A 13,639-nucleotide genomic window follows, 5' to 3' on the forward strand; every position below is an offset into this window, starting at 1 on the left:
CTTCCTATGAATGCGTTTAAGCGACGGCGAGTCCCGAACGGATCGTGATCGAATGCGTGAGGATCTTGTGAACCGGGCATGCATTGGCTATTTGCAAAAGCCGTTCCCGCTGCTCGTCGGACAGATCGCCTTCGAGCACGATCTTGCGGTCGATGGTCGTACCCGCGTCGCTGGTTTCGAGTGAGAGCGTCACGCGCACGTCGGCGAGCGGCCAGTCCTTGCGCTGAGCGTACATCTTCAGCGTAATCGACGTGCACGCGCCGAGGCTCGACAGCAACAGCGAAACGGGCGTCGGCCCGCGATCACCGCCGCCGAGCGACTCGGGTTCGTCGGCAAGCCATGTGTGCTTGCCGTCGTCGAAAAGAACCTGGAAATTCGTCGAGCCGATGTGGGCGGTGACGGTGGACTCTGCCATGCGCGCTCCTGAACAGGGACGGAAATTGCCGCGCGCCACGGCCCGTTATAAGTGAACGGCGTGGCGCGCGGCCTGAATTGCTATTGTGAACGAATTTACCGGCCTTCGCGCCCTGGGTTGCGATGCAAACGGATCGCGCCGCGCCCCTGGCGATTCAGTGCGTGATCGCACCCATGCGCCCGGCCTGGTAGTCGACGACAGCCTGGCGGATCTCGTCTTCCGTGTTCATTACGAACGGGCCGTAACGCACCACGGGCTCCTTCAGCGGCACGCCGCCCAGTAGCAGCACCTCCAGTGGCTCCGCGCCGGCCGTGAGCGTCACGGAGTCGCCATCGTTCTGAAACACGACCATTTTCTGCGCGTCGATTTCTTGACGCGCTTCGCCTTCGCCATAGAAGCCCATGCCGGACAAGCTGTACGCAAACACGCGATAGTCGGCCGGCACCGGTTGCTGGATCGTAGCCCCCGGTTGCAGCGAGAAATGCTGATACAGAATCGGCGTACGCGTTTCGATTGCCGCTTTGACGCCAAGCGCTTCGCCGGCGATCACCTTGACGCGCACCTTGCCGTCCGCGGACGTCGCCACGGGAATGCTCGCCGACGGGATTTCCTGGTAGCGCGGCGCGATCATCTTGTCGCGGCGCGGCAGATTCACCCACAGCTGTATGCCGTGCACGCGTCCGCCCGTGCGGACGAACGACGGGTCCGGCATCTCGCTGTGCACGACGCCCGCGCCCGCGGTCATCCACTGCACGTCGCCGGCGCGCAGGGTACCGGAGTGGCCCGCCGAATCCTTGTGGCCGAACTCGCCCTCGAGCGCGTACGTAACCGTTTCGAAGCCGCGATGCGGATGATCGGGCGCGCCTTTCGCCTCGCCCGGCGCGTAGTCGATCGGGCCCATTTCGTCGAGCAGCAGGAACGGATCGAAGTCCATCAACAGGCGGGTCGGAAACGGGCGGTGGACGATAAAGCCGCCACCCTCGGTCGTGCGAACGGCCGGAAAAGTGCGTTCGATCGTGCGGGTCGTGCTCATCAAAGTCACCTCAAAAAATCGGGAATAGCGTTATTTTTGAAACATGGAGCTATTATAGGGACCGTTTTCGGGGGTGCCAGCCGTCCTCACGCAATGGATTGTTCTATTACTGGAACGATGAGATGAAGATCGATTCACACAATCTGAATGACCTGATGTATTTTTCGCAGGTCGTCGAACATGGCGGCTTTTCGGCCGCCGAGCGCGTGCTGGGGATTTCCAAGTCGCGCCTGTCGCGCCGGCTGACCGAGCTTGAGGCGTCGCTCGGCGTGCGGCTGCTGCAGCGCTCCACCCGCAAGCTGGCGTTGACCGAAGCCGGTCAACTGTTCTATCAGCATTGTCAGGCGATGCTGAGCGAGGCGCAGGCGGCCGTCAACGTCGTCCAGCAACTGCGCTCGTCGCCGCGCGGTACGGTGCGCGTCAGCGTGCCGGTCACGATCTCGCAGACCATCCTGTCGCAGATCCTGCCCGAATTCATGCATCGCTATCCGGAAGTGCGCGTGGTGATGCGCGTGACGAACCGCGTAGTCGATCTGTTCGAGGATTCGATCGACGTCGCGCTGCGCGTGCGTTCCGATCCGCCCGAAAACGCCAACATCGTGGTGCGGCCGCTGTGGCGCACGCAGCAGATGCTGGTCGGCGCGCCGAGCCTGTTGCAGCAGAACGCGCCGCCGTTGCTGCCGGCCGACCTGAACGGTTTCGAAACGCTCGACGTGCCGACCGGCGACGGACGCCACGTCTACAACCTGATCGCGCCCGACGGCACGCGTCATGCGCACGAACACGAGCCGCGCCTCGTGACCGCCGATCTGATGACGATCCGCGAAGCGGTGCTCGCCGGTGTCGGTATCGCGGCGCTGCCGGAGATGATGTACGGCCCCGCGCTACGAGCCGGGCAATTGTCGCCGGTGATGCCGGGCTGGACCTTTCCGACGCCGCAGTTGTACGCCGTATTCGTGTCGCGGCAGGGAATGGTGCCGGCCGTGCGCGCCTTTGTCGATTATCTGGTCGAGATGCTCGACCCCGACAACGGCAAACACATCATGGGCGAGTGTCCCGCGCGCGAGGAAAAGGCCGCGACCGCGCAGCCGATGTTCGCGATCGCGTCATAGCACGTCTTACGGGCCGTGGCATCGCTTTTAGCATTTAAGCGTGGCTTGTCATGAGTACTTTCAATGGCCGTTTGCTTGATTGCGCGGGCTCGCGGGCCTATAGTGAAATCCCTTCGCTAAGGAGTCTCTTATGCGGAAACTCATGGCCGCTATCATAGCCGGCCTGATAGGGCTGACCGCGCTGTCCGTGTCGATCACGGCTGTCGCATGCGGTGATTCGAGTAGCTATCAATCTTCGACCGATGGCAAATGATCCCGCCGCCCGAAGGCGCCGAGTGCGCACAAAAAAAGGCCTTCATCTGACGATGAAGGCCTTTTACTTTTTGGCCCCTGTTTCAAGGGCTATTCAGCACATTACTTGCTTTTCGGTTGGGTCACGAAGCCGATCTTCGTGAGGCCGCCGGCTTGTGCGGCCGCCATCACCTGCGCCACTTTCTCGTACGGAACCTTGCGGTCCGCGTCCAGATGCAGTTCGGGTTGCGGGTTCGCTTGCGCGGCTTGCGCGATCTTCGCGCTCAGCGCGGCTTCGTCGACCTTTTTGTCGTCCCACGTGACGTTGCCGTCCGCGTCGACCGCGACCGTAACTTGCGCCGGCTTGGTGTCTTCTTTCTGACTGCTTGCGTGCGGCAGATCGATTTTGACCGCGTGACGAATCACCGGAATCGTCACCATGAAGACGATCAGGAGAACCAACATCACGTCGACGAGCGGCGTCATGTTGATTTCGTTCATCAGGCCGTCGTCATCGTCGCCGGCGAAGGGGCTCATTGCCATCGGAGTGCCTCGTCGATCAGTTCGCGCGTGCGGCGAGACGCAGGCCGTCGCCGCGCTTGGACGACGACAGGCGCGCGCCCGTCACGAAGAATGCATGCAGGCCATGCGCAAAGCGGCTCAGTTTGGCGACCACGGCCTTGTTGGCGCGCGTCAGCGCGTTGTAGCCGAGCACCGCCGGAATCGCGACGAACAGGCCGAACGCGGTCATGATCAGCGCTTCGCCGACCGGACCGGCGACCTGATCGATCGACGACTGGCCGCTCGCGCCGATGGCCAGCAGCGCGTGATAGATGCCCCACACCGTGCCGAACAGGCCGACGAACGGTGCCGTGCTGCCGATCGACGCGAGAATCGCGAGACCGCTCTGCATGCGCGCGACGCTTTCGTCCATCGTGTCTTTCAGGCAGCGCGTGACCCAGTCCGACACATCCATACGGTCATGCAGATGCGGCTGCGTCTGATGATGGTGATCGGCCGCTTCCTGGCCCGACAGAGCCAGCGCGAGGAACGGGTTGTCCTGCGGCGTCGACGAACCGGCGCCGAGCTTCTTCACGCCGTCGGCGAGATCGTCCGAATGCCAGAACGCCTGTTCGGCATTCTTCGTGAGGCGGTTCAGGCGCATCACATTCCAGCCTTTGATGACGATCACGCTCCACGACATCACCGACATGATCAACAGCGCGAGCGCGATGCCGCGCGTCACGAAATCCCCTTGCGCCCAGACGTGCGCCAGTCCGTAGTTTTGCATTGCAATTCCTTTTTTTTAAAAGCTGCCTCAATCGTTCAGATTGAAGTCGTAACGCTGGGTGGTCGGGACCCGTACTGGCTGCCCGTTCTCAAGATAGGGTTGGCAGGCGCTCGCGCGCAGTGCGTCGAGCGCGGCGTCGTCGAGGCGGCTGAAGCCGCTGCTCTTTTTCAGAGCGATGTTTTCGAGCTTGCCCGTTGCGCCGACCACGAGACTCACGATCACCGAGCCAGTCTCGCCGCGGCGTCTGGAAAGCGGCGGATATTCCGGTTTGGCGATATTGCACGAGAGGTGCGAAATGTCTTTGGGCGCGCTGATTTCCATCGTCTGACGGCCGATCGCCGGAGCAGCAGGGGCGGGCGGCGCAACCGGTGCGGCAGGCGCGGGCGGCGTCGGATCGGGTGCGGCGACGGGCGTCGGCGACGGCGCGGCGGCCACCGGTAGCGGCGTAGGCGTCGGCTTGGGCGTCGGAGTCGGTTTCGGCTGGACCTTCGGCTTGGTACGAACCGGCGGCGTAGGCGTGGGTGGCGGCGGCGCGATCGATTGAATCGCGACCGGCGCGGCAACCGGCGCCGGCGGCAGCAACTGCGCGGTCATGACGCGCGATTCGAGCACGGGCTGCACGGGCTCATGACGCAAGGTCATCACCACGGCAAGCAGCGCGACGTGAATCGCTGCAACCACCGCGGTTGCGGTCAGGACGCGGGAGTTCGGTCGGGTAGACGAAGCCGGCATGGCGCCGGCTGAAACGGTAGGCGAGGCCGGCATGTTAGCGTGGCGCCGCGCTGTCGATGCAGCGCGTCAGACAGGACATCGTCATGTTCGAAAAATCAGCAGCGAAATGAACAAAGTAGTCACGAAACCAATCAGCAATTCCATCTCGAACTCCTGTGACGGGTGAGCGGGTAGCTGGCTGGTACGAATACTGGCTTGCTGACGGCAGTGGGATAACGCTTGAACAGCGAGAACGGCATTGGGCGCGCAACGCCCGAGGCGCGGAGCGAGCCGCGCCTTGAAAAGCTGGCTTAGGCCGCCTTGCGTTCGTAAAACGTCAGCGGTACAGCTTGCGGGTGATGCTCGAAACCACAGCGGCTTGCGCAGACGCCGCTTTTCATCATGACGTCGCGCACGGAATCGGCGCACTTGCCACAGCAGGATGCGACGCCGAGCTCGAACTGGAGCTCGTCGAACGAATCCATGCCTTCCTCGATCGAAGCACGGATCTTTCGGTCAGAAACAGACTTGCAGACACAGACAATCATGGCGGGCGTCATAGCTAACGTTAATGCGAATTATTATCATTTTGTTTGGGTCGTTTGGCAAGCGTCCAGCGTGATTTTTTGTAACAAAACCAGACTCTTAGAAGGGTTTCGTCTATGGGGCGGTGGCGGGCGTAGTTGGCGGGCGGCGCGCGAAATGGCCTGAAAACCCTGCCGAAGCCCCCGTTGGGACGTCAAAAACGGCGCTTGGGCGGCGCTTTATGCCGCTTGGGAGTCTGGTGCTGCCGTGCGGCGCGAGGGGATCGACACCGTTTCGACCGTCGCGTCGATATGCAGCAGGGTCGCGGCCAATTGCTGCTGGTGGGTGCCGTCGCCCGTGGAAAAAAAGCGGGGCGGAACGGTGGCCGCAGTCTGCGGCGCCGCGCGCAAACCATGTTGGTCGAGCACGCGTTCCAGTTGCCGCGCAATGGCGACGCTCGTGTCGATCAGCATCAGCCGGTCGCCGACGATGTCGCGAATCGCCGCATCGAGAAACGGGTAGTGCGTGCAGCCGAGCACCAGCGTATCCGCGCCCGCGTCGAGCATGGGCTGCAGGTAGCCGCGCAGCAGCGCGCGCAACTCGGCGGAGCCGACGTCGCAGCGTTCCACGGCCTGCACGAGCCCGTGGCCCGGCTGGCAGAGAAAGCGGCAATCCGCGGCGTAGCGTTCGAGCAGCGTCTGGAAGCGGGTGCTGCGCAGTGTCACTTGTGTAGCGAGCACGCCGGCGACCCGGGTTTTCGATTGCAGCGCGGCGGGCTTGACGCCGGGTTCGACGCCGACCAAAGGAATCGGCAGCTTTTCGCGAACCAGCGCGATCGACTGCGCGGTGGCCGTATTGCAGGCGACGACCAGCGCCTTCGCGCCTTGCTTGACGAGCCATTCGCCGATCGCAAGCGTGCGGTCGGCGATGAAGTCGTCGTCGCGTTCGCCATAGGGCGCATACAGCGAGTCGGCGACATACAGGATCGCCTCGTCAGGCAGTTGCGCCCGAACCGCCCGCAACACCGACAATCCGCCCAGCCCCGAATCGAAAATGCCGACCGGTGCGCGCGTTCCGGCGCCAGACGTGAACATTCCTGTATTCGCGGAGGAGGATTCTGCGGGCATAGACGGCGAGGACGCGTGCGGCACGGCGCTCAAGGGACACTCGGAAAAACGGGAAGGTGCGCAAGTATATCGCCCGCGCGGCGTGGGTCATCGCAAATAAACTGAGCCATGAACGGCGCGCGGGTGGGTGCAGTGCGGGTCGGTCAGGACTCGACGGATCCCATTGCGGATTGCTGGTAGTTCTGAATGCCGACCTTGTCGATCAGGTCGATTTGCGTTTCGAGCCAGTCGATATGCTCTTCGGTGTCGTCGAGAATCTTCGTGAAGATTTCACGCGAGATGAAATCGCGCACCGTTTCGCAATACGCGATCGCTTCTTTACAGGTGCTCTGCGAAATCTGTTCGAGCTTCAAATCGCATTCGAGGATTTCTTTCGTTTCCTCACCGATCAGCAATTTGTGCAGGTCTTGCAGATTCGGCAGACCGTCGAGCATGAAAATGCGTTCGATGAGCCAGTCGGCGTGCTTCATCTCGCCGATCGATTCGTCGTATTCGTGCTTGCCGAGTTTCTCCAGACCCCAGTGCTTGTACATGCGCGCATGCAGGAAGTACTGATTGATGGCGGTCAGTTCGTTCTTCAACTGCGAGTTGAGATATTCGATGACCTTTTTGTCGCCTTGCATGGTGTGTCCTTATAGGGGCTTTGAATTTCCCAGAACAATAAACGGCGAACCGCAAAAAGCCAAGGCAAAAAAGCAGATTTTCGCTTGATTTCAGAGGGTTTTTCGCGTGATGCGTACCGTTCTCATTTCATCATAAAAAAAGCCGGGGTTTAACGCCCCGGCTTTGAATTATTCAGCGGATGTCAATAGTTCAAACCGTCGCGACCGGAATCTTGCCGATCTTTGCTCGCCATTCCTTCGGGCCGGTTTGGTGAACGGAAGTGCCGTTCGAATCGACGGCTACCGTCACCGGCATGTCCTGCACGTCGAACTCGTAGATCGCTTCCATGCCGAGGTCTTCGAACGCGAGAACCTTCGCGCTGCGAATCGCCTTCGACACGAGGTACGCCGCGCCACCCACGGCCATCAGATACGCGGCCTTGTGCTTCTTGATCGCCTCGATGGCGACCGGGCCTCGTTCCGCTTTGCCGATCATCGAGATCAAGCCGGTCTGCGACAGCATCGTCTCGGTGAACTTGTCCATGCGCGTTGCCGTGGTCGGGCCCGCGGGACCGACGGCTTCATCGCGCACCGGATCGACCGGGCCGACGTAGTAGATCACGCGGTTCGTGAAATCGACCGGCAGCTTCTCGCCCTTGGCCAGCATATCGGCGATGCGCTTGTGAGCCGCGTCGCGGCCCGTCAGCATCTTGCCCGACAGCAGCAGCGTCTGGCCCGGCGTCCAAGCGGCGACTTCTTCCGGCGTGAGCGTGTTCAGATCGACGCGCTTGCTCTTTTCGGTGTCCGGTTCCCACTGCACCTTCGGCCATGCGTCGAGCGACGGCGCTTCGAGCTTGGCAACGCCCGAACCATCCAGCGTGAAGTGCGCGTGACGCGTAGCCGCGCAGTTCGGGATGATCGCGACCGGCTTGGACGCGGCGTGCGTCGGCGCGGCCATGATCTTCACGTCGAGCACGGTGGCGAGACCGCCGAGACCTTGCGCGCCGATGCCGAGCGCGTTGACCTTCTCGTGCAGTTCCACGCGCAGCTCTTCGATCCAGTCCTTCGGGCCGCGTGCGATCACGTCCTGAATGTCGATCGGATCCATCAGCGATTCTTTCGCCATCACCATCGCTTTCTCAGCGGTGCCGCCGATGCCGATGCCGAGCATGCCCGGCGGGCACCAGCCCGCGCCCATGGTCGGCACGGTCTTGAGAATCCAGTCGACGATCGAGTCCGACGGATTCAGCATCGCGAACTTCGACTTGTTTTCCGAGCCGCCACCCTTGGCCGCGACCTGCACGTCGACCTTGTCGCCCGGCACGATCTCGTAGTGGATCACGGCGGGCGTGTTGTCCTTCGTGTTCTTGCGGCCACCTTCCGGCGGGCTCACGATCGACGCGCGCAGCACGTTGTCCGGGTTCAGGTAACCGCGGCGCACGCCTTCGTTGATCATGTCGGTGACGCCCATGGTCGCGCCGTCCCAACGCACGTCCATGCCGACCTTCACGAACACCGTGACGATGCCGGTGTCCTGGCAGATCGGGCGCTTGCCTTCGGCGCACATGCGGCTGTTGGTGAGAATCTGCGCGATGGCGTCTTTCGCGGCGGGGCTCTGTTCGAGCTCGTAGGCGCGGCCGAGTGCCTGGATGTAGTCGAGCGGATGGTAGTAGCTGATGTACTGAAGCGAATCAGCAATGCTCTGAATCAGATCTTCCTGTTTGATGACGGTCATGGCTAGCTCAGTGGGGACGGTGGCGCTTGTTGTCGGACTCGCCGGGCAGGGCGGGTCAGTCGTGCGCCTTCAGGGGAGTGGAACCTTTAACGGAGCCCACGGCGTGCAAGACGGCGGGCTCTTCGAAATGTTTGGGATGCGTATGCGTGGTCAGGCGATCGACCAGCGCCATCACGAGCGCCGAGACGAGGAACGCGACGTGGATGATCACCTGCCACATGATCGTATGCGTCGAATTCTGGTCGGGGCTGATGAAGGTCTTCAGCAGATGGATCGACGAGATGCTGATCAGCGCCATCGACAGTTTGACTTTGAGCACGCCGGCATTCACGTGGTCGAGCCATTCCGGTTCGTCCGGATGACCCTCGACGCCCAGGCGCGACACGAACGTTTCATACCCGCCGATGATCACCATGATCAGCAGGTTCGAGATCATGACCACGTCGATCAGACCGAGCACGACCAGCATGATGTTGGTTTCGTCGAGCGTCATGGAGGCCGTGACCAGATGCCAGACTTCCTTGAGGAACAGCACGACGTAGACGGCCTGGGCCACGATCAGGCCCAGATAGAGCGGCAGCTGCAGCCAGCGGCTCATGAAGATGATGGAAGGAATCGGGCGCATCGGGCGGCGCTGATGGGCGGAGTCGGATCGCGGAGCGGACATGGGCAAGAGTCAGACGAAACGCAGGTGACGGAACATGGACTAAATGCGCGGACTAAATGCACCGGCGCGGCATGCACATACGCGGCATATACATGGCACATACATGGCAAACATGCGGCACACGCGTGGTAAATACGCGGCGGATCAGGTACGCAAACCCGGCGCGGACGGCACGGTGCACGGCCAAGAGAGACCGGAAAAGCTCGTAGCAGGCGCGCTATTGTACAGCGTCGGGTGGATTTGCTGCGGTGCGGCGGGCAGGGTGGCGGCGCTTCGGCAGGCGGCGCGCTTGGCCACCCACCCCGCGGATGGCGGCTGGCGGCCAGGCCTTAAACGCTCACGACGCCACCGGCGGCACCGGTCTGACCTTCAGGCTCGCCAGCCCGATCCCCGTGACCACGCAGGCGAGCGCGATACCGTGCGCGAAGGTGGGCCGCTCGCCGAGAAATGCGATGCCGTAGATCGCGGCCGCCACGGGCAGCACGGCGCTGAACACGTCCGCGAGACTGCCCGGCACATGACGGATGCCCTTCATCCACAACCAGAACGAAAAGATGCTGGCCGATAGTCCGTACCACAGCACCAGCGTCCAGACACTGAGCGGCACAGCGCGATAGTCGAAGTCGAGCAGCGCGCTCGCGCCGAGCGGCAGCATCAGCAGAAGGCCGAAGAGATGCGTGTACGCGCAGATGTCGATCGGCGCGAGCGTTTGCGTGAGACGCCGTGACAGGATGATGTAAAGCGATTCGCAGCACACCGCGCCGAGCACCATCAGGTTGCCCGCGAACGACGTCTCGCCGCCCGAGTTCTGATCCACGTGCGCGAGATTGATGACGACCACGCCGACGATCGCCAGTGCGATCGACGCGAGTGCCCGACCGTTCGGACGCTCTTTGAGGATGAGCCACGAGAGCAATGCGACGACCGCGGGAATCGTGCTCGTGATGACGCCGGCCGCGACCGCGCTCGTGCGTTGCACGCCGCCGAGCATCAGCAGCGTAAACCCGAACGTGCCGAACAGGGCTTGCAAGAACAGGTTGAACCATTCGTCGCGCTTCACGCGGCGCAGTCTGGACACGCGCAGAAGCGGCCACAGTACTGCCATCGCGATCACGAAGCGCAGCAGCGCGAACAGAGGGACGGGGAGGAACTCGACGATCGATTTACCAATTCCGACATTGCTGCCGACCAGCAGCATCGAGGTGATGAGAAGCAGGGAGTAACGATTCAAGCTGGAATCCAGACGGCTAGTTCAGTTAGCATTGTAAGAGGCCGTGCGAGGCAGCGTAAAGGCGCCCCTCGCTCGAGCCATGCGTGGATTCAGACACATGATCGTCACGGAGCGCGTAGCATGCGTTGCTTCGGCTGCATTCATCACTCGACGCTGGATTCGCATGAGCCGCGTTAGGGTTTTCGCTGGCAGTCCGGCGCTTTGTGCGTAAGTGGCCGGTAAGTTGCGGCGTTTATGTTTGAGCGTGAGAGCGGAACGTCGTTTGGCATGCACTCATGTTGCGGTGCCGCATGAACGATACATGCAGACGGATGAGCCGCGGCGCATTGATCGGAGATCGAAGCGCGAGGTTTGGAGACAGCGCCGCTCGTTGCGGCGTCAACAAGACAGAGGGCGCGCGACAGGCGCGCCGGCACAGGTTTTACGTTTCATCTTCACCAAGGGGTTGTCGATGTCTGCGATTGAATCGGTTCTTCACGAACGCCGTGTTTTCCCTCCCTCCGCTGAATCAGCGGCAGGTGCCGCGATCTCCGGAATGGACGCGTACCGCGCGCTGGCTGCCGAGGCCGAACGCGATTACGAAGGTTTCTGGGGGCGCCTCGCACGCGAGACGCTGAGCTGGAACACGCCCTTCACCAAAGTGCTCGACGAATCGAGCGCGCCGTTCTACACGTGGTTCGAAGACGGCCAGATCAACGCGTCGTACAACAGCATCGACCGTCACGTCGAGGCCGGCAACGGCGAGCGCGTCGCGGTCATTTTCGAAGCCGACGACGGCACCGTCACCAACGTCACCTATCAGGATCTGCTGCAACGTGTGTCGCGCTTCGCGAACGCGCTGAAGAAGCGCGGCGTGAAGAAGGGCGACCGCGTGGTGATCTATATGCCGATGTCGATCGAAGGCATCGTCGCGATGCAGGCATGCGCACGGATCGGCGCGACACATTCGGTTGTGTTCGGCGGCTTCTCGTCGAAGTCGCTCAATGAGCGGCTGGTGGACGTGGGCGCGGTCGCGCTCGTTACGTCCGACGAACAGATGCGCGGCGGTAAAGCCTTGCCGCTGAAAAACATCGCCGACGAAGCGCTGGCAATGGGCGGTTGCGAAGCAGTCACGAGCGTGATCGTCTATCAGCGCACCGGCGGCAAGGTCGCATGGAACGAAGGCCGCGATCTGTGGATGCACGAACTCACGCAGGCCGAGTCGGATCAATGCGCGCCTGAGTGGGTCGGCGCCGAGCATCCGTTGTTCATCCTGTACACGTCCGGTTCGACCGGCAAGCCGAAGGGCGTGCAGCACAGCACCGGCGGTTATCTGCTGTGGGCCGCGCAAACGCTGAAGTGGACCTTCGACTGGAAGCCCTCGGATGTGTTCTGGTGTACCGCCGACATCGGCTGGATCACCGGCCATAGCTACATCACGTATGGTCCGTTGACGCTCGGCGGCACGCAGGTCGTGTTCGAAGGCGTGCCTACGTATCCGAACGCCGGCCGCTTCTGGGACATGATCGCCAAGCACAAGGTCTCGCTGTTCTACACGGCGCCGACCGCGATCCGCTCGCTGATCAAGGCCGCTGACGCCGACGAGAAAGTGCATCCGAAGAGCTACGACCTGTCCACGTTGCGCATCATCGGCACGGTCGGCGAGCCGATCAACCCGGAAGCGTGGATCTGGTATTACGAGAACGTCGGCGGCAGCCGTTGCCCGATCGTCGATACGTGGTGGCAAACCGAAACCGGCGGCCACATGATCACGCCGCTGCCGGGTGCGACGCCTCTGGTGCCGGGTTCATGCACGTTGCCGCTGCCGGGCATCATGGCCGCGGTCGTCGATGAAACCGGTCAGGACGTGCCGAACGGGCAGGGCGGCATTCTGGTGGTGAAGCGTCCGTGGCCGTCGATGCTGCGCAACGTGTGGGGCGATCCGGACCGCTACAAGAAGAGCTACTTCCCCGAGGAACTCGGCGGCAAGCTCTATCTCGCCGGCGACGGCGCGGTGCGCGACAAGGACACGGGCTACTTTACGATCATGGGCCGCATCGACGACGTGCTCAACGTGTCGGGCCACCGGCTCGGCACGATGGAAATCGAGTCGGCGCTGGTGTCGAACCCGCTCGTCGCGGAAGCCGCTGTGGTGGGGCGCCCCGATGCGACGACCGGTGAAGCCGTGTGCGCGTTCGTCGTGCTGAAACGCGCGCGTCCGGAAGGCGAAGAAGCAGTGAAGCTGGCCAACGAACTGCGCAACTGGGTCGGCAAGGAGATCGGTCCGATCGCCAAGCCGAAGGACATCCGCTTCGGCGAGAACCTGCCGAAGACGCGTTCGGGCAAGATCATGCGCCGCCTGTTGCGCTCGCTCGCGAAGGGCGAGGAAATCACGCAAGACATATCGACGCTGGAGAACCCGGCGATTCTCGATCAGCTCGGCGAGTCGCTTTAAGCTTGCATGAGTCTGTGTGACGAGCAAGGGCGCATCGAACCAAGATCCTTGGTCCCACGCAGATTGCTGGTCGTGAAGCCGCGTTATTGAAGCCACTGGGCGGACAATCCCGATTGCCTGCCCGGTGGCTTTTTGATACATAGGCGCATGGCCGCGCCGCACCACTCATCTCACGCTACGCTCAATCCCCTGCCTGAACCGCCCGCGGTCTCGCCAGCGATGGCGCGCGCGCATCAAAAGTACTGGCGCTTCAACCTCGCGTTGATTGCGACGTTGATGACCTTGGGCTTCATCGTGTCGTTCGTGTTGCCGCTGATGGCGCCAGCCCTGGCGCAGGTGCGGATCGGCGGCTTCAGGCTGCCGTTCTACTTCGGCGCGCAGGGCGCGATCCTGATCTATCTGGCGCTCATCGTCGTGTATATCGTGCTGATGCAGCGTGCCGACCGGCAGCTGAAACGCGCCTTTGACGCCGACGCCAGCGCTAGCGTCGGCGCCGACGCGTCCGTCGCGCGCGGAAACTGAGCC

Annotated in this window: 14 protein-coding genes; 3 read left to right on the forward strand and 11 right to left on the reverse strand. The window is 62.4% G+C overall.

Annotated elements, in window-relative coordinates; genetic code table 11:
* Positions 1 to 16: 16 nt before the first annotated feature.
* Both PQR54_RS18455 and PQR54_RS18460 read right to left on the reverse strand, forming a co-directional pair.
* Complete coding sequence (locus PQR54_RS18455) at positions 17 to 415, reverse strand: OsmC family protein (RefSeq protein WP_408248136.1); 399 nt, start codon at positions 413 to 415, stop codon at positions 17 to 19.
* 154 nt (positions 416 to 569) lie between these two features.
* Complete coding sequence (locus PQR54_RS18460; RefSeq protein ID WP_408248139.1) at positions 570 to 1,448, reverse strand: pirin family protein; 879 nt, start codon at positions 1,446 to 1,448, stop codon at positions 570 to 572.
* A 122-nt stretch (positions 1,449 to 1,570) separates the two neighbouring features.
* On the opposite strand from PQR54_RS18460, the gene PQR54_RS18465 reads away from it, so the two are divergent.
* A complete protein-coding gene (locus PQR54_RS18465; RefSeq protein ID WP_408248142.1) occupies positions 1,571 to 2,560 on the forward strand; it encodes a LysR family transcriptional regulator in 990 nt (329 codons plus the stop codon).
* A 354-nt stretch (positions 2,561 to 2,914) separates the two neighbouring features.
* Here the strand turns inward: PQR54_RS18465 and PQR54_RS18470 are convergent, their stop codons facing one another.
* The 9 genes from PQR54_RS18470 to PQR54_RS18510 form a co-directional block, all read right to left on the reverse strand.
* Entirely contained in the window at positions 2,915 to 3,334 is a 420-nt protein-coding gene (locus PQR54_RS18470; protein WP_012432438.1) for an ExbD/TolR family protein, read from the reverse strand.
* A 16-nt stretch (positions 3,335 to 3,350) separates the two neighbouring features.
* Positions 3,351 to 4,082: a MotA/TolQ/ExbB proton channel family protein gene (locus PQR54_RS18475; protein ID WP_408248145.1), complete on the reverse strand. Its 732-nt coding sequence runs from the start codon at positions 4,080 to 4,082 to the stop codon at positions 3,351 to 3,353.
* A gap of 27 nt (positions 4,083 to 4,109) precedes the next feature.
* Complete coding sequence (locus tag PQR54_RS18480) at positions 4,110 to 4,847, reverse strand: energy transducer TonB (protein ID WP_408248148.1); 738 nt, start codon at positions 4,845 to 4,847, stop codon at positions 4,110 to 4,112.
* A gap of 257 nt (positions 4,848 to 5,104) precedes the next feature.
* Entirely contained in the window at positions 5,105 to 5,341 is a 237-nt protein-coding gene (locus PQR54_RS18485) for a (2Fe-2S)-binding protein (protein WP_012432441.1), read from the reverse strand.
* A 216-nt stretch (positions 5,342 to 5,557) separates the two neighbouring features.
* Positions 5,558 to 6,445, reverse strand: a complete 888-nt coding sequence (murI, locus tag PQR54_RS18490) for a glutamate racemase (protein ID WP_408248150.1) — start codon at positions 6,443 to 6,445, stop codon at positions 5,558 to 5,560.
* Positions 6,446 to 6,588: 143 nt separating this feature from the next.
* On the reverse strand, positions 6,589 to 7,068 hold the full coding sequence (bfr, locus tag PQR54_RS18495) for a bacterioferritin (RefSeq protein ID WP_408219661.1): 480 nt from the start codon (positions 7,066 to 7,068) through the stop codon (positions 6,589 to 6,591).
* Between the two features lie 190 nt (positions 7,069 to 7,258).
* Entirely contained in the window at positions 7,259 to 8,782 is a 1,524-nt protein-coding gene (locus tag PQR54_RS18500) for a fumarate hydratase (protein WP_408248153.1), read from the reverse strand.
* 55 nt (positions 8,783 to 8,837) lie between these two features.
* Positions 8,838 to 9,449, reverse strand: a complete 612-nt coding sequence (locus PQR54_RS18505; RefSeq protein WP_408248156.1) for a TIGR00645 family protein — start codon at positions 9,447 to 9,449, stop codon at positions 8,838 to 8,840.
* A 337-nt stretch (positions 9,450 to 9,786) separates the two neighbouring features.
* A complete protein-coding gene (locus PQR54_RS18510; RefSeq protein ID WP_408248159.1) occupies positions 9,787 to 10,680 on the reverse strand; it encodes a DMT family transporter in 894 nt (297 codons plus the stop codon).
* A 451-nt stretch (positions 10,681 to 11,131) separates the two neighbouring features.
* On the opposite strand from PQR54_RS18510, the gene acs reads away from it, so the two are divergent.
* Complete coding sequence (gene acs / locus PQR54_RS18515; RefSeq protein WP_408248161.1) at positions 11,132 to 13,114, forward strand: acetate--CoA ligase; 1,983 nt, start codon at positions 11,132 to 11,134, stop codon at positions 13,112 to 13,114.
* A 147-nt stretch (positions 13,115 to 13,261) separates the two neighbouring features.
* A complete protein-coding gene (locus PQR54_RS18520; RefSeq protein WP_408248164.1) occupies positions 13,262 to 13,636 on the forward strand; it encodes a DUF4212 domain-containing protein in 375 nt (124 codons plus the stop codon).
* The last annotated feature ends 3 nt before the right edge of the window (positions 13,637 to 13,639 follow it).

It is taken from the genome of Paraburkholderia phytofirmans (genome assembly GCF_046028095.1).
Lineage (GTDB): Bacteria > Pseudomonadota > Gammaproteobacteria > Burkholderiales > Burkholderiaceae > Paraburkholderia > Paraburkholderia phytofirmans_A.

Excerpts from the sequence above, each read along its gene's own strand:
- PQR54_RS18455 (WP_408248136.1), bottom strand. The coding sequence starts at position 415 with ATGGCAGAGTCCACCGTCACCGCCCACATCGGCTCGACGAATTTCCAG.
- PQR54_RS18460 (WP_408248139.1), bottom strand. The coding sequence starts at position 1,448 with ATGAGCACGACCCGCACGATCGAACGCACTTTTCCGGCCGTTCGCACG.
- PQR54_RS18465 (WP_408248142.1), top strand. The coding sequence starts at position 1,571 with ATGAAGATCGATTCACACAATCTGAATGACCTGATGTATTTTTCGCAG.
- PQR54_RS18470 (WP_012432438.1), bottom strand. The coding sequence starts at position 3,334 with ATGGCAATGAGCCCCTTCGCCGGCGACGATGACGACGGCCTGATGAAC.
- PQR54_RS18475 (WP_408248145.1), bottom strand. The coding sequence starts at position 4,082 with ATGCAAAACTACGGACTGGCGCACGTCTGGGCGCAAGGGGATTTCGTG.
- PQR54_RS18480 (WP_408248148.1), bottom strand. The coding sequence starts at position 4,847 with ATGCCGGCCTCGCCTACCGTTTCAGCCGGCGCCATGCCGGCTTCGTCT.
- PQR54_RS18485 (WP_012432441.1), bottom strand. The coding sequence starts at position 5,341 with ATGATTGTCTGTGTCTGCAAGTCTGTTTCTGACCGAAAGATCCGTGCT.
- murI (WP_408248150.1), bottom strand. The coding sequence starts at position 6,445 with ATGCCCGCAGAATCCTCCTCCGCGAATACAGGAATGTTCACGTCTGGC.
- bfr (WP_408219661.1), bottom strand. The coding sequence starts at position 7,068 with ATGCAAGGCGACAAAAAGGTCATCGAATATCTCAACTCGCAGTTGAAG.
- PQR54_RS18500 (WP_408248153.1), bottom strand. The coding sequence starts at position 8,782 with ATGACCGTCATCAAACAGGAAGATCTGATTCAGAGCATTGCTGATTCG.
- PQR54_RS18505 (WP_408248156.1), bottom strand. The coding sequence starts at position 9,449 with ATGTCCGCTCCGCGATCCGACTCCGCCCATCAGCGCCGCCCGATGCGC.
- acs (WP_408248161.1), top strand. The coding sequence starts at position 11,132 with ATGTCTGCGATTGAATCGGTTCTTCACGAACGCCGTGTTTTCCCTCCC.
- PQR54_RS18520 (WP_408248164.1), top strand. The coding sequence starts at position 13,262 with ATGGCCGCGCCGCACCACTCATCTCACGCTACGCTCAATCCCCTGCCT.